Source organism: Oceanobacter antarcticus (assembly GCF_044962685.1).
In the GTDB taxonomy this organism is placed as follows: Bacteria; Pseudomonadota; Gammaproteobacteria; order Pseudomonadales; family Oceanobacteraceae; genus Oceanobacter; species Oceanobacter antarcticus.
Genome location: NZ_JBBKTX010000005.1, coordinates 105,101 through 128,612, shown reverse-complemented (window position 1 = coordinate 128,612; position 23,512 = coordinate 105,101). Strand labels below are relative to the sequence as shown.

Annotated in this window: 18 protein-coding genes; 16 read left to right on the top strand and 2 right to left on the bottom strand. The window is 52.7% G+C overall.

The window, feature by feature from the left end; genetic code table 11:
- Positions 1–90: 90 nt before the first annotated feature.
- The 15 genes from WG929_RS05670 (at position 91) to WG929_RS05600 (ending at position 16,738) form a co-directional block, all read left to right on the top strand.
- Complete coding sequence (locus WG929_RS05670; RefSeq protein ID WP_416205248.1) at positions 91–1,005, top strand: OmpA family protein; 915 nt, start codon at positions 91–93, stop codon at positions 1,003–1,005.
- The gene (locus WG929_RS05665; protein WP_416205247.1) at positions 1,002–2,855 is read left to right on the top strand and encodes a secretin GspD/PilQ domain-containing protein; all 1,854 of its coding nucleotides are present in this window, start codon (positions 1,002–1,004) and stop codon (positions 2,853–2,855) included. Before WG929_RS05670 ends, WG929_RS05665 begins: the two co-directional genes overlap by 4 nt.
- Positions 2,852–3,613, top strand: coding sequence for a tetratricopeptide repeat protein (locus tag WG929_RS05660; protein WP_416205246.1), 762 nt, complete (start codon positions 2,852–2,854; stop codon positions 3,611–3,613). Before WG929_RS05665 ends, WG929_RS05660 begins: the two co-directional genes overlap by 4 nt.
- The gene (locus tag WG929_RS05655) at positions 3,610–4,188 is read left to right on the top strand and encodes an ATPase, T2SS/T4P/T4SS family (RefSeq protein ID WP_416205245.1); all 579 of its coding nucleotides are present in this window, start codon (positions 3,610–3,612) and stop codon (positions 4,186–4,188) included. The genes WG929_RS05660 and WG929_RS05655 overlap by 4 nt, the downstream gene beginning before the upstream one ends.
- Before the next feature lie 10 nt (positions 4,189–4,198).
- Positions 4,199–4,837, top strand: a complete 639-nt coding sequence (locus WG929_RS05650; protein ID WP_416205244.1) for a TadA family conjugal transfer-associated ATPase — start codon at positions 4,199–4,201, stop codon at positions 4,835–4,837.
- A 13-nt stretch (positions 4,838–4,850) separates the two neighbouring features.
- Positions 4,851–5,738, top strand: coding sequence for a type II secretion system F family protein (locus tag WG929_RS05645; RefSeq protein ID WP_416205243.1), 888 nt, complete (start codon positions 4,851–4,853; stop codon positions 5,736–5,738).
- Entirely contained in the window at positions 5,735–6,562 is an 828-nt protein-coding gene (locus tag WG929_RS05640) for a type II secretion system F family protein (protein ID WP_416205242.1), read from the top strand. Before WG929_RS05645 ends, WG929_RS05640 begins: the two co-directional genes overlap by 4 nt.
- Positions 6,563–6,618: 56 nt before the next feature.
- Complete coding sequence (locus WG929_RS05635; RefSeq protein WP_416205241.1) at positions 6,619–7,941, top strand: hypothetical protein; 1,323 nt, start codon at positions 6,619–6,621, stop codon at positions 7,939–7,941.
- Positions 7,942–8,106: 165 nt separating this feature from the next.
- Positions 8,107–8,919 carry a phosphate/phosphite/phosphonate ABC transporter substrate-binding protein gene (locus tag WG929_RS05630; protein WP_416205240.1) on the top strand — a complete coding sequence of 271 codons (813 nt, stop codon included), beginning with the start codon at positions 8,107–8,109 and terminating at the stop codon, positions 8,917–8,919.
- Positions 8,920–9,459: 540 nt separating this feature from the next.
- The gene (locus tag WG929_RS05625; RefSeq protein ID WP_416205239.1) at positions 9,460–11,943 is read left to right on the top strand and encodes a response regulator; all 2,484 of its coding nucleotides are present in this window, start codon (positions 9,460–9,462) and stop codon (positions 11,941–11,943) included.
- A complete protein-coding gene (locus tag WG929_RS05620) occupies positions 11,940–13,364 on the top strand; it encodes a sigma-54-dependent transcriptional regulator (RefSeq protein ID WP_416205238.1) in 1,425 nt (474 codons plus the stop codon). The genes WG929_RS05625 and WG929_RS05620 overlap by 4 nt, the downstream gene beginning before the upstream one ends.
- 284 nt (positions 13,365–13,648) lie before the next feature.
- Complete coding sequence (locus WG929_RS05615; protein ID WP_369857804.1) at positions 13,649–14,290, top strand: TetR/AcrR family transcriptional regulator; 642 nt, start codon at positions 13,649–13,651, stop codon at positions 14,288–14,290.
- Positions 14,291–14,322: 32 nt separating this feature from the next.
- A complete protein-coding gene (locus WG929_RS05610; RefSeq protein ID WP_416205237.1) occupies positions 14,323–14,874 on the top strand; it encodes a L,D-transpeptidase family protein in 552 nt (183 codons plus the stop codon).
- Positions 14,856–15,917, top strand: a complete 1,062-nt coding sequence (gene nagZ, locus WG929_RS05605) for a beta-N-acetylhexosaminidase (protein WP_416205236.1) — start codon at positions 14,856–14,858, stop codon at positions 15,915–15,917. The genes WG929_RS05610 and nagZ overlap by 19 nt, the downstream gene beginning before the upstream one ends.
- Before the next feature lie 74 nt (positions 15,918–15,991).
- Positions 15,992–16,738: an S-methyl-5'-thioinosine phosphorylase gene (locus WG929_RS05600; protein WP_416205235.1), complete on the top strand. Its 747-nt coding sequence runs from the start codon at positions 15,992–15,994 to the stop codon at positions 16,736–16,738.
- Between the two features lie 110 nt (positions 16,739–16,848).
- Here the strand turns inward: WG929_RS05600 and WG929_RS05595 are convergent, their stop codons facing one another.
- A complete protein-coding gene (locus WG929_RS05595) occupies positions 16,849–17,694 on the bottom strand; it encodes a CsiV family protein (protein WP_416205234.1) in 846 nt (281 codons plus the stop codon).
- Positions 17,695–17,697: 3 nt separating this feature from the next.
- Complete coding sequence (mfd, locus tag WG929_RS05590; RefSeq protein ID WP_416205233.1) at positions 17,698–21,153, bottom strand: transcription-repair coupling factor; 3,456 nt, start codon at positions 21,151–21,153, stop codon at positions 17,698–17,700.
- Between the two features lie 618 nt (positions 21,154–21,771).
- Here mfd and WG929_RS05585 point away from each other — a divergent pair.
- Positions 21,772–23,220 carry a glyceraldehyde-3-phosphate dehydrogenase gene (locus tag WG929_RS05585; RefSeq protein ID WP_416205232.1) on the top strand — a complete coding sequence of 483 codons (1,449 nt, stop codon included), beginning with the start codon at positions 21,772–21,774 and terminating at the stop codon, positions 23,218–23,220.
- Positions 23,221–23,512: the final 292 nt, after the last annotated feature.

Sequence of the window (23,512 nt, the reverse complement as noted above, 5' to 3'; positions counted from 1 at the left end):
CCTGTAACGCTACTGGCGAAGACCGTCACCGGCGGCCAGATCTTGCGGCGGCACGTCCAAACCAGGCACGACCAGGACGAAGAGCGGAATATGATCGATAGTCTGGTGCAACCGGTGTTCGTTTTTGTCGACGTTGTGGATCTTTCCCGGTTTTGGTTGGTTAGCCCCATATGCATATTGCAACTCGGTCTGAGAGATTTCGCATTTTGCAAAGCAATTCGAGTCGTTGCCGAGGATCAATCTTTTTTTGTTTTCAAGTTGTTGATTTATATGAATAAAAATAATTTTCCAAGTTGGTATGCCAAATGCAAAACAACCCCTGACTACATTCAACAGAAGGGGGTTGATGTGCCGAATTTTATTCAAAGGGCGATGGTGATCGGGTTAGGCGTTTTCTCCGCCAATGCCGTCAGTGACAAGTCCTATTCTCATTATCCTGCGACGGTTCCGGCTACCGGGCATCGCGACATGGTGTCTGTACCGCCACATGAACTGGATTGCCGCCGTTCCGAAGGGTTGCAGATATGTGACGTCCGACTGGACGAGGATCCCGTGACAACGCCAATGGTTTATTGCTCGGTACATTTGCCTGGCCAGGAAAATCCATCGAGAACGACCGCGGTAGAAATACAACGGCTGGTGTATCTGGGCTACGACGCATTTGCTACGGCGCAGACCGAACTGAGGGCTGCGGAGGTTGAGCATTTGACCGCTTGGGCCAAGCGCAACAGGGCTGATATTGAATCGATATTGATTGTTGCAACTACTGATGTGCGTGGCGATAAACAATACAACCGGGAGCTGGCGTATCAGCGCGCCTTATCGGTCTATCGCCACCTGTCTGCATTAGGGGTATCTCGTCTTCAAATCAGCATTCAGGGTAAGTCATTTACGAGCAGCGATGATTACTATTATCCGCAACAACATGCTCGTTTACGCCGGATTGAACTGTATCAGGGCGGGGCTTCCTGTCATTCACTCATGCTGCCAGGAGGCTCGTCATGAAATTTTTCCCCATTCTGTTAACCATGCTGGTGCTGGTTTCATTACCCGTTAATGCCAATACCGATAATCCATTAAGCTATATTGAGTTGGCCAATGGCGAGCGTTCAGCAGATGTCGATGAATTACTGCGCTGGACTCATGTCCGGTTTGTATTTAACCGGAAACTGCGCCGTGTTGCGGTGGGACAGGAGTCGATTGCTGAGGTCGATGTACTGAACGAAAAAGAGTTATTGGTACTGGCTAAAAATGTCGGCAAAACCAGCATGATGGTGTGGTTTATGGATGGAACCAGTCACGCCTATATGTTGAGTGTTGCAGCGGATCTGTCGTTTCTGGAATCGGCGTTAAAAACCATCGATCCCTATATCCGTATTGATTCGGCACCGGATCGTCAGGTGTTATTACTCACCGGTAGTGTCGGCTATCAGCATCAGAAGATAGCGGCGGAACAGGCGGCATTAAGTTATTTGCAACGACAAGGCAAGGGTGTAGCCAGCAGAAGCACGGCCAGGGATGTGCTGAAGTCGTTATCGACCCCTGACGATGTCAAACCGGGTCAACCGCCGTTGATTAATCTGATTCGTGTGCGTCACCAGGCTGAACGCATCGAAGACCGTATTACCCGTGCCTTGAACGAGATAGGAACCGATACCGTCAAGGTACGCCGTATCCGCCAGGAAGCTACTCTGAACAGCAACGCCGACACCTTGATGCTGGAAGGCGAGGTGCAGACCCAGGCTGAACTCTCCCGAGTGCTGGCAGTCGTTTCCCGTCTTTTTGTTCAGCCTGGTGCGGATGTGCCGTTGAACAGTCTGGTTCAGGTCTATGCCGATGAAGCAGGTCGGGTTGTCTCTTCAGCGCAGGGCAGTGGATCCGGACAGCGGGCGGTGCAGGCCAGTACCGCCGAGCTGTCCAGAGCGAATGTTTTGTCGATCGCCGGTGGAAGCGTGTTGTCGATGATCAGGGTGAAGGATATTCCGCAGTTGCGGGTGTCGGTACAGATGTATGAAGTCAGCCTGAACCGTCTGAAAGAGTGGCAGCCAGGTGTTGGATTGAGCACCAATGCGGCGGGTTCTGCTTCCCTTGGCAACAATAATCTTGAAGCTGCCCTGAGTTTGTTTAATGGCGCACTGGCGGGGCAATTACAGATTGCCGGTCAACAGGCATCACTGAATGCGCTGTTTTCGATGCTGGAATCGGAAGGTATTTCCCGCACCTTGTCGAAGCCGACCATTACGCTGATGTCCGGTGATTCCGGCACGATTCAGGTTGGTGGCGAAGTGCCGATCCGCTCGACCTATACCCGCCTGGGGCAGGAGTCGGATAATCCCGATACGTTGGGCGATACCTTGCTGAGTCGTACCGAATTCAAGCCTTATGGTATTCAGCTCAAAGTAAAAGCGGTCGTCGATGAAACTGACCATATTGCACTGCAGCTGAACCCCCGTGTCTCGACCCCGGATACCCTGTTGTCCAAGCACATCACTGACAGTACCGGTTCGACGTTGGCTACGACCGCGTTTGACGTACGCAGCATCAATACCTCGACCCGACTGCGTGATGGTCAGCCGCTGATCATTGGCGGACTGGTGTCGCGGGATCAGTCGGAAAGTAATCAGGCGTTGCCGTTTCTGGCCCAGATCCCTTTTATTGGCAAACTGTTTCGCTCGGATTTGTCCAGTTATCGCGACCGCGAACTGGTGATTGTCGTCACACCAACGATCGTGCGTGAGCCGTTGCATCAGACGGCACTGTGGGAGTTTGCCGACACCAACGAGTTGCTGCGCTGGTCGGTTAACCCCCGTCCGCTGAGAAATCGCTATTCTTTCACTGAGGAGGCACGACCATGAAGCATTGGAAGCCTGTTATTTTGGCCCTGAAGCTGGTGATGATCGGTCTGCTGCTGACTGGCTGTGCGTCGCTGTCATCTGGCCCCCAGACAGAATACTCACCGGAAGAGGCCTTGACCCGGCAATTAGACGCGCTGCAGTCATCGGCTGATTTCAGCAGCGGTTGTATCGATCCAGCGCGCCAGCATGTCGGTGTGAGTGATTGCTTGCGGCACTTGCGAGCATTGGACGAACTGGTGCTGATTCATCCTTATCATGAACGCATCCGTATGGCCGCAGCGGTAATGCACTACCGCATCGGTGATGTGAATAAAGCCCAGGAATTACTGGATCAACTGGTGTGGCTGCCAAGCCCTCGGCCTGAAGCCCGAGTGCTGCGCAGTCGTATTGCGCTGGAGCAGGGAAATTTGCGACTGGCGGGCAGCCTGCTGGAAGAGGCCCTGGTACAGTCGCCGGATTACCCGGAAATACGCGAGGGCCTGGCGGCAGTACGTTATGTCTCCGGTGATTATGCACAGGCTGAAATACTGCTGGAGCAGGCCGATCGCCTGGGGTCTCCGGCTTGGCGTATCCAGTATCTGCAAGGTCTGGTGCAGGAGGCGCAGGCGCATCCAGACCTGGCTTGCAGCCATTACAGTCGGGCATTGGCCATCAATCCGGGTCACAAGGCATCCAGCGGCAGGCTGATGGGGTTGGCATATCATCCGGTCTGTTACCAGTATTTGCAGGCGCAAAGGGAGCAGGAGGTACCATTATGAACCGTGCCGAGGTTATGAATGAGCCGTTGATTACGCTGGAGTCGGAGGAGTACAACCACCTGCGTCGCCGTTTGCATCGTCGGGTGCTGGAGGGTCTGGAAGGCGTTACTGAACACTCCATCGTTGACCGGGCCGTACTGGCCGGACAGCTGGAACACCATCTGGATGACTTGCTTAATTGCCATAGCCGCGCCTTGGCCCCCGAACTGCGCAAACGGTTACTCAATGCCATTTGTGATGAAATTCAGGGGCTGGGGCCGATTGCTGAGCTGATGCTGGATACGCGGGTATCCGATATTTTGATTAATGGCCACGACGATATCTGGGTTGACCGCAGTGGTCGTCTGGAACGTACGGACGTGGCCTTTGATGGTAACGATCATCTCCTGCGTTTTCTGAACCGGATTCTGAGTCAGCAGGGCCGCCATATCGATATGGGCAACCCCATTGTTGATGCCCGGCTGAGTGATGGCAGTCGGTTGAATGCTGTTATATCGCCGCCTTCGCCACGGGGGCCGGTGATCTCCATTCGGCGCTTCCGCGCTGACCCCTTTAACCCCGGAAGATTTGATTGAGCAGGGTTTTATGACGGCGGAGATGTGGCGTTTTCTGGCGGATTCTGTTCGTCAGGGGGCGAATCTGGTGATTGCCGGTGGCTCTTCTGCCGGTAAAACCAGTTTGCTGAACGTGCTTTCCAGCCAGATACCGTTAACTGAGCGGGTCATCACCATTGAAGAGACTCAAGAGTTGAGACTGAATCATCCCCATGTGGTGACGCTCGAATCCCGCCTGGGTAATGGCGAGGGACTGGGCGTGATTACCCTGACAGATTTGCTGAAAACCGCGTTACGGATGCGGGCGGACCGGATCATTGTCGGTGAAGTACGAGGCGATGAAGTGTTCGACATGCTGCAGGCGATGAATGTCGGCCATGATGGCAGCATGACCACGGTTCATGCCAACAGTCCCAGGGATGTTCTCAACCGCTTTGAATACCTGGCACTAAAAAGTCTGCCGACCATGCCACCGTTGATGATCCAGCAAATGATCGCTTCTGCCATTGATGTGATTATTCATCTGCAGCGGGGCGGGGATGGTCGCCGCCGTATTGCCAGTATCGCAACATTGACCCAGTCGGATACCCGTACCGAACTGGATATCCGGTTTCAATCATCACAACCGAGGGCTGATGAGGCGGTAGCAGCCCAGCGGTCGAGTATCTAGCGGAGGTGGAAAGATGATCGATTATCTGGGCGTGTTGCTGGCGGCATTGGTCAGTCTGATCTCTGGTGGTCTGTTTTTCTTCCTGCGCGATCGGGTTTGGGCCGAATCCTATCTGGAAATTCGGGCAACCGAGCAACGTTCTGGCTTCAAGCGCTGGCAGCAGCGGATGAATCAGCGCCTGAGTACATTAGGCATACGCTTTGGCATTATTTTGCTTTGTGGTGGTATTGCCTTGGTCGCTGCGGCTGTTTTTCTGGCAGTGCTGACGTTGTTTCCCGAGCGCTACCTGACCGCGACAGGATCGGCCACCGGCGTGATTATTCTGGCCGTGATCGTGACCAAGGATGGTTTGGCCTTCCAGCAAAACCGCTTTGAACAGCAGTTGTATGAAGCGATGGAGCTGATGGCGGCTTCGCTGATGGTCGGGGTACCCATTACCGACAGTTTGCGTACGGTGGCTCAGTCGTCCAAGGGAGCTTTTCGGTTGGAAATGCAGCGAGTGTTACACCGGCTGGACGGTGGTCTCAGTGCGGATCAGTCATTCAGTCTGCTGAATCAGCGCTACCCCAATGAAGGCGTTCGGGCATTTACAGCCGCCGTCGAATCCAGCTGGAATACCGGTGGTGACCCGTTAACCCTGATTCGGTCCGTCCGTAATTTGCTCAAGCGACGGTTGGATACACGGGCTGACGTTCGGGCCGGGCTGTCCAGTATGTTGGCGGCGGCGGTTTTTATCGGCCTGTTTCCCTACGTACTGATTGCTGTTTTTCAATGGAAAGATCCTACCTGGCTAACACTGCTTGCTGAGCACCCAAAGGGGCCAGCCCTGGTCGTACTGGCGGTATTGACCCAATTGCTGGGGTTCTTCTGGCTGCGTTATCTGGCGAGGCAAAGCACATGATGGATGTTAACCTGATCGATGGCTTACTTTTTGGCCTGTTAATGATGCTCTTGCTGGGTTCTGTGGTGATTTGGGGTATCCCCTTTCAGAGTAGAACCAAGCCTGATATTGATCACTCCCTGACGTATACCAATACTTGGCTGGCACCCCGCCAGTTGGTGCTACAGGCGGGGTTTTCGCCCGATAGTGTTGCGCTCTGGTTTTTACCGGCCAGTCTGATGCTGATACCGATGACCTTCTTGCTGGCCATCAGTGAGTTTCATCTGGCCTGGCCGATTGCTCTGGGGGCCGGGCTGCTGATGGCCTGTTTGCCATTGATCGTGCTGTTGCTGCTGAGAGGTCGACGTTTAGCGGAGGTGCGGCAACGGTTGCCCTTTTTTATCGACATGCTGGCAGCCTATTTGTCTGCTGGTGTCAGCCTGCCGGTGGCATTAAAAACCAGTATCGATGTCTGCCACCGTAGGGACGATGTACTGGTGCTGGAACTGGGGCTGGTGATGCGGGAAATAGAGCTGGGAGTCGCTCAGGAAGAAGCCTTTGATGCACTCAAATTTCGTTTGCCATGTCATGAAATTGAACGGCTGGCCGCCCTTATTCAGATGGGTAGCCGTATGGGGGTGCCCTTGTGTGAGAGTCTGCGGGCCTTTGCTGAAGCCATGAGTACGCGTCAGCAGCAGTGGGTACGCAAGCTGATCGCCCGGCGCAGTCTGGTGTCTTTGTTTCCCATGTTGCTGGTCGCGTTTCCTGTGTTTGGTGTACTGGTGGTCTTTCCCGCCGTGCATAAAATCTACGGCCTGTTTCAGGAACTGGGCTTATCTCTTTAATTACGCAAACATTGATGCGCCATGATGACATGGGCCTGATGAATAGGGAGCGAGTTATGAATCAGTCATCGTTAAATCGGCAACAGGGTTTTGTGATCACGATGGAGTTGTTACTGATCACTACCATTTTGATCTTGGGGTCTATTGTTGGGCTGGTCGCAATCCGCGATGCAATGTTCAAACATAAAGTCCAACAGCAAAACCTGACCCCGAAAGTCCTCGACCAGCAGGGCCGGGTATTGGGCGAACCCGTCAGCTACGACGAACATGAAGCGCCGCTACTGGCTTATATCGACCGTTCATCAGACCCGGCAGGTCGAGTACTGATCGGCATCCGCGATGATCGTTTTTCAACCCGTGAAGCGGTCTACTTCAATACCGCCAGCTGTCAGGGAGACCCCTGTATCAAGGGGGTCAGCGACGAACTGAGCGACAGTCAAGGGGCTTCGCGGTTGGTCGCAACCGGTAATGTCAGCTATTTGAATGCGCTGCAGGGTGGGCCAAATTACGCCGTTGGGCCTGGTACTAACGGCCTGCCGGGCTTTTTGTACAAGGAAAGCCCGCAACAGTGTGGTTTTGATGTTGATGAGGTGCAATCACGCTGGCATTCCCAGAGTGTGGTCAGCGGGTTGCCGTGTGAATCCATAACGGTGGACGATTTGAGTGTGCCAGCCTATACCGGGTGTTTGTTGAATGTAGCGCCAGTGCTGGATGATCCTCGCTTATCCGATGATCCATTCAGAGACCCCAGAGACCACAGAGACCACAGAGACCACAGAGACCACAGAGACCACAGAGACCACAGAGACCACAGAGACCACAGAGACCACAGAGACCACAGAGACCACAGAGACCACAGAGACCCGCGATTCTCTGATACGCTGACGGATCCGGTAAATACCAATCTCAACTGCTCCTGTCCCACTGGCACAACGGATCAGATTGATCTGATCCAGCAGGTTGCTCCCCAGGTGGGGGTTGTGTACGAACAGACATTAGCCACGCTGGGGTTGGTTGCCGCGCCATTTGACAGTCAAAGTCTGGGCACCATCTGCTGTCAGAACACCACCGCGCTTAATGAAAATGACCTGGTAGAGACATTGGCCTATCTCGCCTTGAACGAGCAATTGACCCAGCTGGGACTGACGGCCCTGCAGCAGGCTGAAGTGGAATCCCTGCTGACCTCCTTGCTGAATCCTGCTGAGTTAAATTGCAAGCCGACATTACCTTTACGTACCGCCGAATCCGTTGCCAGTGCCGACGATTCAAATCTGAATGCGCTGGAACCGTTTCAGCCGCCATTTCAGGTAACCCGACCAACGGCAGCTTCCGATACCTGGATCAGTACACCACCGGATGGGGTTGAAGGACGTCCATAACCCTGTCTCGGCGTGTAGTTCTGCTTGGCATTTTGATTTGCATTATGCAAAGCAAGGTAGGAGTTGTAACAGGCGTACATTGATATTTTTTAATGAAATCAATATCTTATGTTTTTTGGAGTGGCAATTGCAAAGCAAGAACATATTTCTAAAAGAGTAAAAATCATGGAACAGTTATTCCGCTGCTGGGTGTTATGGCTGATGTCCGGTTTCTTTGCCACAGTCGCCGCTGAGACACTGACCTTTGGAGTGGTGCCGCAACAGTCGGCGGTTAAGTTACTGCGGGAATGGGCGCCTTTGCTGGATGCCGTCAGTCAAAAGTCGGGCATTGAACTGCATTTCGCGACGGCACCCAATATCCCCACGTTTGAGCAGCGGGTGCGTGATGGCGTTTACGACATTGCTTATATGAATCCGTATCACCTGACTGTATTTGCCGATGATCCCGGTTATGTTCCCTTGGTCAAAGCAGAGCACAAGGTGATTAAAGGGATTATGGTGGTTCGTAAAGACGCAACCTTGGCTCAACTGGATGAGCTGGATTCTCAGACATTGGCGTTTCCTGCCCCGGGGTCGTTTGCGGCAACCCTGCTGACCCAGGCTAGCCTGACTTTGAAAGGCGTCCGTTTTACGAGCCAATATGTCGGTTCGCACGATGCTGTTTATCAGGCCGTGGCTGCCGGGCTTTACCCTGCTGGTGGTGGAATTATCCGCACTTTCAATTTGCTGGAGTCACCCATCAAAGATCAATTACGGATACTGTGGACCTCACCAGGCTATACCCCGCATGCCATTGCGGCTCACCCGCGCTTGACTGGTGAGCAGCGGCAACGACTGACAGACGCTTTTTTCCAGTTACGGCATCAGCCAGGTATTGAGACGATTCTGGCCAAGCTGGGTATGCAGGGTTTTGTACCGGCAGACTATGCGGATTGGGATGACGTCCGGGCGTTACATATTCAACCTTCCGGCGAGTAAATGACGATGTCTTTTAAAATGAAAACGATTGTTGGTGTCGCTGCTATCGAAGCCGTCTTCCTGATGCTGCTGGTATGGCAGGCCATGCACATACTGACGATCTCCAATCAGCAATCACTGGAGGCGCGAGCTCAAGAGACTGTTGGTCTGTTTGGCACCCAGATTGAGAACGCCCTGATTGCGACTGACCTGGCGACGTTAAATGAAATGGTGAACCAACTGGTGCATCAGGGAAGGGTTGCCTACGTCAGAGTGCTTGATAAACGAGGTGTGCTGGCCAGCGCCGGTGTTCCAGCTGGCAATGACTGGTCTTATCAGCGGGATGACAACTTTGATGATATTCGCGATGGGATGTTTGATACCGACTACCAGGTGATTGAAACAGGGATTTATCTGGGTACCGTGCAACTGGGTATTTCGACAGCAGGGCTGGATTTTCTGATTATCGAATCCAGAGTGCGGCTGGTGGGTATTGCTCTGGCTGAGCTGATCATGGTGGCTCTGGTGTCATGGATGTTGGGTTGTTATCTGACTCGAACCTTGTCGCGACTGACTCAGCAAGCACGATGCTTATCAAGAGGTGAGGCGGTAAAACCATTGCCAGTGAGCGGGAATGATGAGCTGGCCGTAACGGCACAGGCGTTTAATGAAATGGTTAACAAGTTGTCTCAGGCCAGGGATATAGACGCGATAAAATCTGCCATCTATGACGCCAGTCTGGATGCCATGATTACGCTTGACCAGCAGGGTAATATTATTGAATTCAGCAGTGCCGCCGAGTCCATTCTTGGCTGGAAACGAGATGAAATCATTGGTAAAAAAGTAGAAGAAGCTCTTATTCCCGAAGAATTGGTGGCCAGTCATTTGGCGCGTCGTAATGCATTAATGAATGAACGGCAATTTTATGGCCAGGAAGCCCGGCGTGAAGCTGTGATGCTCACCCGGCAAGGTACACGAATACCGATTGAGGTTTCTTCTGTCGTTTTTAATAGTCAGGATAAAACCTATTTTACGGTCTTTTTCCGCGACATTACCGAGCAGAAAAATAATCAGGCTCAGCTGGTGGCGGCCAAAGAGGCCGCTGAAAATGCCAGTCAGGCGAAATCGCGCTTTCTGTCTCATATGAGTCATGAGATACGCTCCCCTTTAAACGCTGTGATGGGCGCACTACAACTGTTATCGAGTGACACTTTATCTGTCAATCAGCGGCGTTTGATGGCAATTGCTGATACCGCCGGTGGCAGCTTACTGTCTGTCATTAATGATATTCTGGACTTTTCACGGATCGAATCGGGTAACCTGCAAACCGTTTACGACACGATCGAACTGGACGACACGATCAATCGGTTGCTCACAACATTGGGTAACAAACTGAAGGACGATAACGTTGAGCTGCTTTGTCAAATAGATGATACGGTGCCCAGTACGGCAGAGTTCGATGTTGTTCATACCATGCAGGTCATCCGTAATTTGATGGATAACGCCATCAAATTCACAGACAAGGGGCTGATTTGTCTCCGTATCGACTTTATTGCTGACGCTGGCCAGCAACCCTGTCTGGCGATATCGATCACCGATACTGGTCGTGGTATTCCACCGTCACAACTGGAACAAGTATTCCAAGAATTTGAACAGGTGAACGCTCGCGAAGATACCAAGGCGGGCGGAGCTGGGCTGGGGCTGGCGATTGTCAAGCGGCTGGTGGACTGGATGGGCGGCACGCTGGATGTTAGCTCGACTTATGGCCAGGGCTGTGTCTTTCGTTTTACTGTGCCACTGCGTAGCTACAGCGAATCAATCACAGAGGTTATGCCAATACGCTACCAAACGATCGCGCTGGTCTCTGCCAATCAGGCGCTGCTACAGGCATTCGGTGACTATTTGGGGCTAATGGATGTCTCACTGCAGACGTTTGATTCATTAGCTGATTTCAAAGCAAATGGGCAAGCAATCCAGCAAAACAAGGATGCCATACTGCTGATAGATGAAATTGAATTACTGGCAGCAGATGCAGATTTTTATTGGTATCGCTGTTTGGCCATGCCAAAAGTGCGATTGGCTCGATTAGGTAATAATCGGGACGCCATTCCAACGGCTAATAATGAAACCACGCTTTATAAGCCCTTGTCCTGTAAAAATATTAAACAGCTGATATGCGGTCAAAAAGACGGAAAACCTGCAGCGATCGACTATTCTATCAAACCCGTGAACAATAACCGGATTCTGATTGTAGAAGATGTCGGCGTCAATCAGGCAGTCCTTCGTGAAATACTCACAAAGGCGGGCTATGTGGTCGACAGTGCTGAAAATGGCGCTCAGGCTTTGCAAATGCTTGTAGCACAGCCTTACGATGCTGTGTTAATGGATGTACATATGCCTGTTATGAATGGTATTGACGCAGTAATTCAGCTCAGAGCCAGCACTGGGTTAAATCAGCATGTTCCTGTGATAGCGTTAACGGCCAATGCAGAAAAATCAGAAATGGAGCGCTGTCTGAACGCAGGCATGAATGACTTCATCAGTAAACCGTTTTTTGCCACTAATTTACTGACTGCCATCGGTCGACAAATTGACAAAGAAGCGGCACATGCAAAACAAGCAGCCCTTTCTCAGGGGTCAAAAAACCCAACGGATCAACGGCCAAACGCGAATGAATTGTTAAATGAAGCCGCGTTGCGGAAGCTGGTTGCAGAAACCTCAGAGCAGGCGCTGCCCAAAATGCTCGACAGTTTTATTGCCGAGCTGGCACGTCGGGTCGGTGATCTAGAGGATGCGGTGGAGCATGAAAATACACAGGAACTCGGGGGCCAGGCTCATGCGCTGAAGAGTAGTTCAGCGTTGTTTGGTGCCCTGGCGGTACAACAAGCTGCTCAGCAACTGGAGCAGATGTGCCAAGTTGACAGCCCTGTCTTGACCGATGTGACAAAGCAGGCGCAGGAACTCATACTGCTGGTCAGTCAGACCCTGGAACGTTATCGCGCCTATACGCAGTCTATGGCGGCAGAACAGAGAGAACATGAATGACCAAGTCGACACAGCTCGCCAAACTGTTATTAGTGGAAGACAGCCAATCGACAGCGATGGTTTATGCCGCATATCTCGATGGCCTATTTGACGTGACGGTGGTTTATACCGGTAACGACGCCATTGAAGCGTTGAGTTGTCATCATTTTGATTTAGCCGTCCTGGATGTGCAGTTACCTGATATCTCCGGGCTCGAAGTCTTGAAAGTTCTACGTGCTCAGGATCAGGCTCTTCCTGTTGTTGTTATTACTGCCCACAGTACGGTTGAAGTCGCGGTTGAGGCCATGAGGCTGGGCGGCAATGATTTCTTGACCAAGCCGTTTGATAAAACCCGTTTTCAGCATACATTGCGCCAGGTGATGAAAACCGTTCAGCTCAGTTCACTGGTTGAGACCTATGAAAAGACCTTCGAACGGAACCATTTTTACAGCATGGTGGGCTCGTCTCTGCCGATGCAGGCTGTTTACCGGATTATCGAAAGCGCTGCATCCAGTAAAGCGACCGTATTTATTACCGGGGAAAGCGGTACCGGTAAAGAGCTGTGTGCCGAAGCGTTGCATCGTGAAAGCCCAAGGAACCAGAAGCCTTTTATTGCCCTGAATTGTGCGGCGATTCCGATGGAACTGATGGAAAGTGAGATCTTTGGGCATATCAAGGGTGCTTTTAGTGGTGCCAGCCAGAGTCGGGAAGGAGCCGCCCAGCGCGCTCATGGCGGAACGCTATTTCTTGATGAAATCGGTGAAATGCCGCTGGCCTTACAAAGCAAGCTGTTACGGTTTATCCAGCTGGGCACCTTTCAGGCGGTTGGCTCCAATCAGGAAGTCACTGTCGATGTGCGTTTTGTCTGCGCCACCAATCGTGATCCACTGGAAGAAGTCAGAGCGGGTCGTTTTCGTGAAGACCTGTTTTATCGTCTGAATGTTATCCCGATACATATGCCACCTCTGCGGGAGCGTGGGCAGGATATCTTGCGTATTGCCAATGCTTTTCTGCAGACGTTTAACGAAGACGAAGGCAAATCTTTTCAAGGCATCAGCCGTGAAGTAAACGATCGCCTGATGAGTTACCAATGGCCGGGTAATGTGCGAGAACTGGCGAATGTGCTGAGAAACATGGTTGTTCCAAACCAGGGACAACAGATTGAAACGAGCCATCTGCCTGATTTTTTTCAAAAACAGGAAAATGCACCGGCTCTTGCAGCAGTACTGAAGCCAGTGGTCGTGGTTGCAGACGAACCGGTGGCTGCGGATACCCCCATTTTGCCGTTATGGCTTGAGGAAAAACGGATTATCGAAAGAGCAATTGATCACTACCAGGGCAATATTCCCAAGGCGGCTGCCATGCTGGATATCAGTGCCTCAACGATTTATCGCAAGAAACAATTCTGGGCGGCGCAGGACGCAAAGCAAGCAGGCCGTTAATACGCCTGCGCCCTGGTGTGGGCAAGGCACAGGGGCACTCTGATGGTGCTCAAACTCGAAAGATTCCCTTCTCTCTGACCCGTAGCAGCAAACGGTATGACGCCTTGATCCTTCTTTGGCGGGTCGTTTATATACGTTTGAAATATGTAGAAAAAACGAATGTTGCCTGAAACTATTGAGTGAATTTCCAATAGGTATTAATGACTTACCTGTCTTTACCTTGCATGGATAGTGTTTTAAACGTATGTTTGAAACACTATTTGTATACCGGGGTTACTGGTACTATGGCTCAAAAAGACACGGCCAGAAGTATTCTTGATTCTGCCGAGGAACTGTTTTCCGAACGGGGCTTTGCAGAAACATCGTTACGCAATATCACCACTCGGGCGGGTGTGAACCTGGCGGCGGTGAATTATCATTTTGGCTCTAAAAAAGAGCTGATTCAGGCGGTATTTGCCCGTTTTCTGGCGCCGTTTTGTGATGATCTGGGCAAGGCGCTGCGGGGCTACGAACACGGTCTGGCAGGCCAGTCGCCACAACTGGATGCGCTGTTACGCTTGCTGGCCGAAACCTCGATGGCCGCCGGTGGCGGCAATGCGCGCCGCCTGGGAATTTTTATGCGTTTGCTGGGGTTGGCCTATTCCCAGGAGCAGGGGCATTTGCGCAAGTTTTTACGTAACCATTACGGCGCTGTGTTTGAGCGTTATATGCAGCTGGTGACGGCAGCGTCACCGGAGTTGAGTGATGAAGAACGTTTTTGGCGTATCCACTTTATGTTGGGGGCGACCGTGTTTACCCTATCGGGAGTGGAGTCATTGACGGCGATGGCGAAACACGATCTCGGTGTCAGTACCGGGATTGATGGCGTGGTGGACAAACTGGTGCCCTTTTTGTCGTCCGGTTTTCAGGCGCCCCATCAGGAATGATATTCGACCGTTCTAACGCCAGGAGGCCAGTTATGCCACAGCAGTTGCCACCGTCTCAGCCTGTGTATGATGAAACACGGATTGACATTTCAATTGCGGATCAACAGTTACGACTGACAACCGCTCAGGTTTGTATTATCTATCCGGTATCGACAGCCTTGAATGGGGCAGGGGAGCAGCAAAACTCCGGTTGCACCCCACGGGGGTGGCACCGCGTGGCGGCCCGTATCGGTGCTGGTTTACCAGCAAACTCGGTATTTATCGGTCGGCGTTTTACCGGCGAAGTGTACTCCGCTGCGTTGGCCAAGGATTTTCCTGCCCGTGACTGGATTTTAAGCCGTATTCTCTGGTTGCAGGGTCTGGAAATCGGGCGTAATCGCATGGGGCAGGTCGATTCCATGCGCCGCTATATTTATATTCACGGCACTCCGGATTCCGAACCGATGGGCGTGCCCGGCTCCCATGGCTGTATCCGCATGCGTAATCATGATCTGTTGGCGTTGTTTGATCTGATCAGTACCGACACCCTGGTGTGGATTCAGGAGCACAGTTTTGCGAGGATTCCATGTCGCAACCTGTCTTGATGGATACCGCAGCCATTGGGGTGATTGCTGATCTGCTAGGCCCGCAACTGCTAAAAGAAGACTGGCCAGTGCTGGAATCGGAGGCGTTAAGCGGTCTGATTCTGTTTACTCGCAACTATCAGAACCCGCAACAGCTGCAGCAGCTGACGGCGGATGTTCGTCATATTCGGCGTGATATTCCCTTGTTTGTTGATCAGGAAGGCGGGCGTGTACAACGCTTTCGAGAGGGGTTTACCCGCTTGCCGCCGATGGCGCTGCTGGGCGAAATATTCCAGACCCGGCCTGAATCGGCGCTGACACTGGCTCGGGACATCGGCTGGCTGATGGCAACGGAGCTGGTTCGTGGTGGTGTGGATGTCAGCTTCGCACCGGTACTGGATATTGAACGTGGTTGTTCGCAGGTGATTGGCAATCGTGCCTTTGCTACTGATGCGGCTGCGGTCAGCTTGCTGGCTGCTGCCTTTGTTGATGGCATGGCAGCCGCTGGTATGAAAGCGGTGGGCAAACACTTTCCGGGGCATGGTGCGGTCGTCGCCGATTCTCACCGCGAGTTGCCGGTCGATCACCGCAGCCTGGCGCAGCTGGATTACGACATGCGGCCTTTTCACTACCTGATCGCAACGGGGCGAATGGCAGGGGTGATGCCCGCACATGTGGTTTATCCAGCGCTGGATAACGCGCAGACGGCTGGGTTTTCCTGTCACTGGCTGACGCTGTTGCGGCAGCAGCTGGGTTTTACCGGCGTTGTCTTCAGTGATGATCTGACCATGGAAGGTGCCGCCCGCTATGGTAGCTACCGCCACCGGGCAGAACTGGCGATGGCCGCCGGTTGCAACGCGCTGGTGGTGTGTAATCGCCAGTCGGGCGAGTTGGAGGTGTTGCAGCATGTCGAACAGGCCTTGGCCCAAGGACGGCCCCGGCTGGATCTGTCGGGCTGGCAATATCAGCCGCCGCCGATGGCAGCAGAGGCGGCAGCCGTGACAGAGATAAACAAATCACTTGAACGTATTCGCTCCGGGTTAGCGGCGCTGACAGCGTCCTGATGGATATAAGATTTTTTCTGGCGTCCTGAGCTGGGGCGTACTCCCTCTTTTCATTTGTTAGCAGGAGCGCTTGTATGCCTTATCAGCGTATCGGCATTATTGGTGGTACTGGTCTTACCCGTCTGGAGGGGCCAAATATTACGGTGCGTCACGACATCAATACGGTGCTTGGCACACCGTCGGGCAGTATTCATGAAGGTTTCTGGCAGGGACGTGAAGTGCTGTTTATGGCCCGTCACGGCCACCCTCATGCGGTTCCGCCTCACAAGGTGAACTACCGTGCCAACCTGCTGGCATTGCAGGAAGCAGGAGCCGAAGCGATTCTGGCAGTGAATGCGGTAGGGGGGATTCACGCCGACATGGGAGCGGGCGCGCTTGTTATTCCAGATCAGCTGATTGATCTGACCTGGGGGCGAGAAAGCACCTTTTTTGATGGCAGTTACCAACCGCTGGATCACATTGATTTTACCGAGCCATTTGACGCTGGATTACGCCGGGCGCTGGTTGCGGCGGCGGCGGCACTGGCCTTGCCGGTGAGTGATTTTGGTGTGGTCGGAGTGACTCAGGGGCCGCGATTGGAAACCACTGCCGAGGTGAATTATCTCGAGCGTATTGGTTGTGACCTGGTCGGCATGACCAGTATGCCGGAAGCGGTACTGGCACGTGAGTTAGGCATTCCCTATGCCAGCGTGTGCTTGGTGGTGAACCCGGCTGCGGGTCGCAGCGACACCGAAATTACCATGGCAGATATTCAGGCCGTGTTGGATAGTGGTATGGATAAAGTCCGTGACTTGCTGGCGGCAGTACTGCCGTCGCTGTAGTTTTGCAGGAATAATGGCATGTTAGCTGGCTTGCGTGGCATGCTGCGGCCTACCGTTGCATTACCACGCGGAACGTGGGACGAGAAATCTTCTGGCGTCAGGCGGCTGTATCAGCCCTGTGGGTCAAGCGCTGCTTCAGCCGTCAGATCTGGAAATTCAACCGGTGTCAGTATCACCACAATCCCCAGCATGGGGTGGTCTATATAGTGTAATTCCTTGCTGCGCATGCGGCGTTTCTGCCGTACTTCGGTGGCCCGTATCGGGTAGCGGCCGTGAATGGTCAGCGGCGCTTCGGTGGCTTGTATGACGGGGAACGACGTAGTACTGGTGTTGGCGAGGCTACTGTTGAGGGTTTTCAGCTGCGGATCTGTTGGCATTTGGCTGCTGAGATGCTGAACATGCAAATCGGTGGATATATGCAGATAGCGGCTAAGGTAGAGGCTGAAGCCGCCGGTAATCTGTATTTCCGGTTCGCCGCTATCGGTCAGGTTGACTGCATGGACGATGACTCCGGCGTCATCCTGCACCGGTTCAAGCCAGCTCTGGTGCCAGACCACGTCCATATCCGCTTGCGGGTCGATGCGGTTGGCTTCCCGTTTCAGCTGGAGTGTTGACAGCGGTGCCAGTGGTTGCCATAGCTCATCGGACATAACGATTGGCAATTTGAGGGCAGCAAGCCATTGCCTCTGGAGTTGGCGGTAACGGTAGAGAGCGACCACTGGGTTAAATCTTTTGGGTCTGGTGGTTGGCGCTGGAAATATCGATTCGCTGTTGATGATTATTTTGGGCCAGTGTTCCTGGTCGATGTCGCTGGCATTGCGGTAAGCCACCAACATCACTTCTGCCCGGTACCAGTTGTCGCCAAACGGTTGCCGGTTATCGGCGCTGGCGGGGAATGATAATAGTGTGGCGAGGCTCAAAAATAACGCCATTTGGGCGGAGTGAAACAGGTTCAAGGGTCAGAGTTCCTTTTGCAGTTCGGTCAGCACCTGGTCGATGACGTTAAAGCGCCGGTCGATAGTGTCCATGTTGAAGTAGAAACGCAAGGTGTGGCCACCTTCAAGCTTGTAGCTGTGGGATTTGCTTTGTACCAGCTTGACCAGGGTGAAGGGGTTGATTTTGGTGTCGGCGCTGAACTCCAGTCGACCGGAGTCGGGACCTACATCGAGTTTGGCAATACCCAGCGGGTTGAGTTGCAGTTTCAGCGATGTCTGGCGGAACAGGTTTTTTACCGCATCCGGCAGCAGTCCGAAACGATCGATCATTTCTACTTGCAGTTCTTTTAATTCGTTATCATTTTGGCCGTTGGCAATCCGTTTGTAGAGCGTCAGTCGGGTGTTGACGTCGGGCAAGTAGGTGTCAGGAATCAGTGCCGGTATGTGTAAATTGACATCGGCCATCTGTTTTGGGGTCAGGTCGTCAGACGGCATTTTGCCGGAGCGCATGGCATTGACGGCTTGTTCGAGCATTTCCATATAAAGGGTGAAACCGATGGTCTCAATTTGCCCGCTCTGCTCTTCACCCAGGAGTTCACCCGCACCACGGATTTCCAGGTCGTGGGTCGCAAGCATAAAACCGGCACCCAGGTCTTGCGCTGATGCAATGGCTTCCAGACGTTTTTCGGCATCCTTGGTCATGACTTTGGGCGGCGGCGTCAGCAGATAGGCATAGGCTTGATGGTGCGAGCGGCCAACACGACCACGCAGCTGGTGCAGCTGGGCCAGACCAAACTTGTCGGCCCGTTCAATGATGATGGTGTTGGCGGAAGGAATATCGATACCGGTTTCAATAATGGTGGTACAGACCAGCACATTAAAGCGTTTGTGGTAAAAATCGCTCATGACGCTTTCCAGCTCGCGTTCTGACATCTGGCCGTGGGCAAAGACGACCCGGGCTTCCGGCACCAGCTGATCCAGTTCGCGAGTGAGTTTTTCGATGCTTTTGACTTCGTTGTGGAGGTAGTACACCTGACCGCCACGGAGGATTTCCCGCAGAATGGATTCTTTGATGGTGGCTTCGTCGTATTGGCGCACAAAGGTTTTGACGCTCAGGCGTTTCGCCGGTGGTGTAGCAATAATCGACAGGTCGCGAATACTGGCCATGGCCATATTCAGTGTCCGGGGGATCGGCGTTGCCGTGAGAGTAAGGATGTCGACATTGGCCCGCAGGGCCTTGATACGCTCTTTTTGTTGTACGCCAAAGCGGTGTTCCTCGTCGATCACCAGCAGCCCCAGATGCTCAAAGCGGACGTCTTTTTGCAGCAGCTTGTGGGTGCCGACCACGATATCGGTTTTGCCATCCAACATGCGTTCGAGTGCCAGCTGGGTCTCTTTGGCGGATTTGAAACGTGATAATACATCGACCTTGACCGGCCATTCGGCAAAGCGGTCGGCAAAGTTCTGGTAGTGCTGTTGCGCCAGCAGAGTGGTAGGTACGAGTACGGCGACCTGCTTGCCACTCTGAACCGCCATAAAGGCCGCCCGCATAGCCACTTCGGTTTTACCAAAACCGACATCGCCACACACCAGACGGTCCATTGGCCGTGGTGAACACATATCGTTGATTACGGCATCAATGGCGGTTTGCTGGTCGGGGGTTTCTTCGTAGGGGAAACCGGCGGTAAAACGTTCGTATTCTTCGTCCGGGCCATTAAAAGCGAAGCCTTTGCGGGCTTCCCGGCGAGCATAGATTTCCAGTAACTCGGCGGCCGTATCGCGGATTTTCTCAGCGGCCTTGCGTTTGGCAGTGGCCCATTTTTCAGTGCCCAGACGGCTGATGGGGATGGCGCCGTCTTCGGCACCGCCATAACGTGAAATCAGGTGCAGCGAAGAAACCGGTACGTACAACTTGCTGTTGCTGGCGTATTCGAGCACCAGGAATTCATTCAGCTGACCACCGGCATCCAGTGCCTGTAACCCCTGGTAGCGGCCAATGCCGTGATCCAAGTGAACGACCGGGGAGCCGGGCTTCAGCTCAGACAGATCACGAATAATGTTGTCGGCGTCAGTTTTTTGTTTATTGCGACGGCGGGTCTGACGAATACGTTGACCAAACAGTTCATTTTCGGTGATCAGCGCCAGCGCCGGGTTACCGGCGATCACGACCCCTTTACCGAGCGGTGCAATGGTCAGCATCAGGCGATCATTGCTGCCGATGGCTGTTATCCAGTCTGGGTGTTCATTGGCTCGAACCTTGATCCGGTTAAGCAGTTCCTTTAACGCTTCCCGGCGACCAGCTGATTCGGCGCAAAACAGGATACGGGTGTTGGGGTTGGCCTGCAGCCAGGATTGCAGCCGTTGTAACGGTTGTTCCAGCCGTGAGTCAACGCTGATGTCGGCTGCTGGGCTGGTATCAAAATGAATCGCACCGGCACGGGCGGGCATCTCTGTTTCGTACCACTGGATGCGTGGGTAGTCATTGAGGTGACTGAACAGCTGTTCGGTGGCAATAAACAACTCGCCAGGTGTCAGGATCGGGCGGGTGCGATCGTAGCGACGGCTTTCATGGCGTTGCTCCAGATCGCTGCGAAAATGTTTGGCACCTTGTTCGATAGCGGCATCGTGGATGATCAGCGTGTTGCGTGGCAGGTGATCAAAAAAGTTGCCCAGATCATCGGCAAAAAACAACGGCAGGTAGTATTCGACCCCCGCTGGTGCAATACCCTGAGTGATGTCGACGTAAACCGAACAGTCGTTCGGGTTGTGTTCAAAAAAGTCGAACCAGCGCTGCTTGAACATCTTGATCGCCGCTGCATTGAGCGGGAATTCCCGGGCGGGCAGAATCCGGATGCTATCGACTTTATCTAGCGTGCGCTGGTTTTCGGGATCAAAGGTTCGCAGGGTTTCGATTTCGTCATCGAACATGTCGATACGAAACGGTAATTCCTGACCCATTGGATAAATGTCGACAATAGCGCCCCGAACGGCAAATTCGCCGTGTTCATACACAGTGTCAACGCAATGATAGCCAGCTGCCTGTAGCTGTTTGCGGGTGTTCTCGACATTAAAGTGCTGACCGACATCCAGTGCAAAACTTTGGCCCTGATAAAAGCTGGTGGGTGGCAGGCGGTGTAGCAGGGTGGTGACCGGAATAATCAGTACCGCCTGACGAATATCCTGTAACTGGCTGAGCGTGGCAATCCGTTGGGAGACGATGTCCTGGTGCGGGGAAAACACGTCGTAGGGCAGGGTTTCCCAGTCGGGAAATAACAGTACCGTCACGTTGGCTGCAAAAAAACGGATGTCTTCTTCCAGCTGTAGTGCGCTGGTGGTGTCGTTACAAACCACCAGGGTCAATCCCTTGTTTGACGATGCGGCCTGAGCAATGGCCAATGCCAGGCTTGCTCCCTCAAGATTGCCCCAGAAGCGACGTTCGGCAGCTTTGGTTGGCAGGTCGGGAGTCATCGGACTGGTCATGCGTTCTCCGGGCAGGTGTGATTGGCTGAGGATCAACAGGCAGCTAAGTGTAATCAATGGCTTACAGGGTGTCACAGGTTTCCCGCTGGGCCGCTGTGGTTTTGCTGTGAGCGAGGTTGTTGAAACTGAATGTTGGCGTTGGATCCGGGATGGATCGGAATGAGCTGATTTGGTACTGGTCGTTGGCGATTGTTATCCGACTGGCAGGTATTGAGCGATAGCGCACAAATTGAGGGTCTGCTGTTGCCAATGTATTGAAAGTGTCACATCAAACCGGATTTTTCTGTAAAAAATGTCGTAAAACAGCGTGCTTGGGCGTTCCTGTGCTGCAAAAACCAGGCGCTAAAAGGGGATAAAGCCGGTAAATTTTCTAATAAGCATGGTTTTTTGTTGGAAATTTACTACGTTAATCGACTAGCTTGATTTGTTTGGTAGCAGTTTTAGTTATTTTACTGGTGGATGATGGGGCTGGGTTCGTAATATTTCGTAAGTTGTTTTGAGATGTAGGTAGGTTTTCTACAAAGCAGGTTGCTTTTTGGCCGGATTGTGATCTCAGGTCTGCGCGTGCATAATCCGCACCGTAATGATCCCTCGAATAATTGAATGGAAGGTTTGCCTGTGACCCAAGATATGCGCGACACCTGCTTGCAGGAATGGATGGAACGCGAAACGATCGCTGAATCCATGATTCCCCTGATTGGTGGTTTGTACCGCACTCACAATGTGATCACATCCTTGTATGGCCGTGCGATCATCAATCGTTCTGTGATTGATATTCTGAAGGCTCACCGTTTTGTCCGTCATATGGAGAAACAGGAAGTTTCTGTTCAGGATACCTTTCCGATTCTCCAGATCCTGGCGGAGCTGGACGTTAACCGCGTGCACGTCGATATTGGCCGTCTGGCCGTCAAGTTCCGTACCGAAGCGAATGGTCGTGACTTGCGGGCATTTGTAACGGATGAGTTGGGTGATGCGATTGGTCAAAGTACTGAAGATGGCGAAAACCGCGATATCGTATTGTATGGTTTTGGTCGTATTGGACGTTTGCTGGCGCGTATCTTGATTGAAAAATCCGGTGGTGGCCGAGGTTTGCGTTTGCGTGCGATCGTGGTTCGTCGTGGCAAGGGTGATGACCTGGTCAAGCGCGCCAGTCTGCTGCGTCGCGATTCGGTTCACGGTACCTTTCGTGGCAGCCTGTCGGTTGACGAAGAGAATGAATGCCTGATTGCCAATGGTAACGTAATCAAGATTATCTACGCTGGCAGCCCGACTGAGATTGATTATGCCGATTACGGTATCAAGAATGCGCTGGTGATTGATAATACCGGTGTGTGGCGCGATGAAGATGGCCTGAGTCAGCACCTGAAGTGCAACGGTGTTGCCCGTGTGCTGTTGACTGCGCCAGGCAAGGGCGATATCAAGAACATCGTCTATGGCATCAATAACGGTGATATTGCCGAAACCGACAAGATTCTGTCTGCGGCTTCCTGTACCACCAATGCCATCACGCCGGTTCTGAAGGTGATGAACGACCAATACGGTATCGTCAGTGGCCATGTGGAAACCGTTCACTCTTATACCAATGACCAGAACCTGATCGATAACTACCACAGTGGTGATCGTCGTGGCCGTTCCGCGCCGCTGAATATGGTGATTACGGAAACAGGTGCCGCCAAGGCCGTTGCCAAGGCGCTGCCTGAACTCAAGGGCAAGTTGACCGGTAACGCTATCCGGGTTCCGACGCCGAATGTGTCGATGGCGATTCTGTCATTGAATCTGAGCAAAGACGTCAGTGTTGATGATGTTAACGAGTACCTGCGTGAAGCTTCCTTGCGCTCAGACCTGCATCGCCAGATTGACTGGGTAAATTCACCGGAAGTGGTTTCTACTGACTTTGTCGGTAACAGTCATGCCGGTATCGTTGATGCCAAGGCCACCATTGTGAATGGCAACCATGCCAACCTCTATGTCTGGTATGACAATGAATATGGCTACAGCCGTCAGGTGATCCGTATTGCTCATCAGTTGTGTGGTGTGGAATATCCGACCTATCCGGTAAAAAACTGAGTGTTTGCCCGTCGGTTGCTGTTTTGATCGGGCAATCTGACGGGTAATGCCTCTGCGCTGGCCGGGAGAGAAGAATGTTTCTCTTCCGGCTGAGTTGCTTTCGATTGATCCCTGTCATTGTTTCTTGTTGTTGTACCCCGTCAATTTATACTCTTTTGGTATACAGCGTTCCCTCTAAAGCATCGTCTTCAGATCCCCTTGATCGCTAGATTATTCGGGTGCGCATCTTTATACTTACCGCCGATTTTTCACTTAGTAAACTTAGCAAACGAGTATCCAAGTGCTTGTTTCC

Bases quoted from the DNA above. Each gene is read 5' to 3' on its own strand.
- WG929_RS05620 (WP_416205238.1), top strand. From the start codon at position 11,940: ATGACCAAGTCGACACAGCTCGCCAAACTGTTATTAGTGGAAGACAGC.
- WG929_RS05665 (WP_416205247.1), top strand. From the start codon at position 1,002: ATGAAATTTTTCCCCATTCTGTTAACCATGCTGGTGCTGGTTTCATTA.
- mfd (WP_416205233.1), bottom strand. From the start codon at position 21,153: ATGACCAGTCCGATGACTCCCGACCTGCCAACCAAAGCTGCCGAACGT.
- WG929_RS05655 (WP_416205245.1), top strand. From the start codon at position 3,610: ATGAACCGTGCCGAGGTTATGAATGAGCCGTTGATTACGCTGGAGTCG.
- WG929_RS05600 (WP_416205235.1), top strand. From the start codon at position 15,992: ATGCCTTATCAGCGTATCGGCATTATTGGTGGTACTGGTCTTACCCGT.
- WG929_RS05635 (WP_416205241.1), top strand. From the start codon at position 6,619: ATGAATCAGTCATCGTTAAATCGGCAACAGGGTTTTGTGATCACGATG.
- WG929_RS05650 (WP_416205244.1), top strand. From the start codon at position 4,199: ATGACGGCGGAGATGTGGCGTTTTCTGGCGGATTCTGTTCGTCAGGGG.
- WG929_RS05640 (WP_416205242.1), top strand. From the start codon at position 5,735: ATGATGGATGTTAACCTGATCGATGGCTTACTTTTTGGCCTGTTAATG.
- WG929_RS05660 (WP_416205246.1), top strand. From the start codon at position 2,852: ATGAAGCATTGGAAGCCTGTTATTTTGGCCCTGAAGCTGGTGATGATC.
- WG929_RS05610 (WP_416205237.1), top strand. From the start codon at position 14,323: ATGCCACAGCAGTTGCCACCGTCTCAGCCTGTGTATGATGAAACACGG.
- WG929_RS05615 (WP_369857804.1), top strand. From the start codon at position 13,649: ATGGCTCAAAAAGACACGGCCAGAAGTATTCTTGATTCTGCCGAGGAA.
- WG929_RS05670 (WP_416205248.1), top strand. From the start codon at position 91: ATGATCGATAGTCTGGTGCAACCGGTGTTCGTTTTTGTCGACGTTGTG.
- nagZ (WP_416205236.1), top strand. From the start codon at position 14,856: ATGTCGCAACCTGTCTTGATGGATACCGCAGCCATTGGGGTGATTGCT.
- WG929_RS05630 (WP_416205240.1), top strand. From the start codon at position 8,107: ATGGAACAGTTATTCCGCTGCTGGGTGTTATGGCTGATGTCCGGTTTC.
- WG929_RS05645 (WP_416205243.1), top strand. From the start codon at position 4,851: ATGATCGATTATCTGGGCGTGTTGCTGGCGGCATTGGTCAGTCTGATC.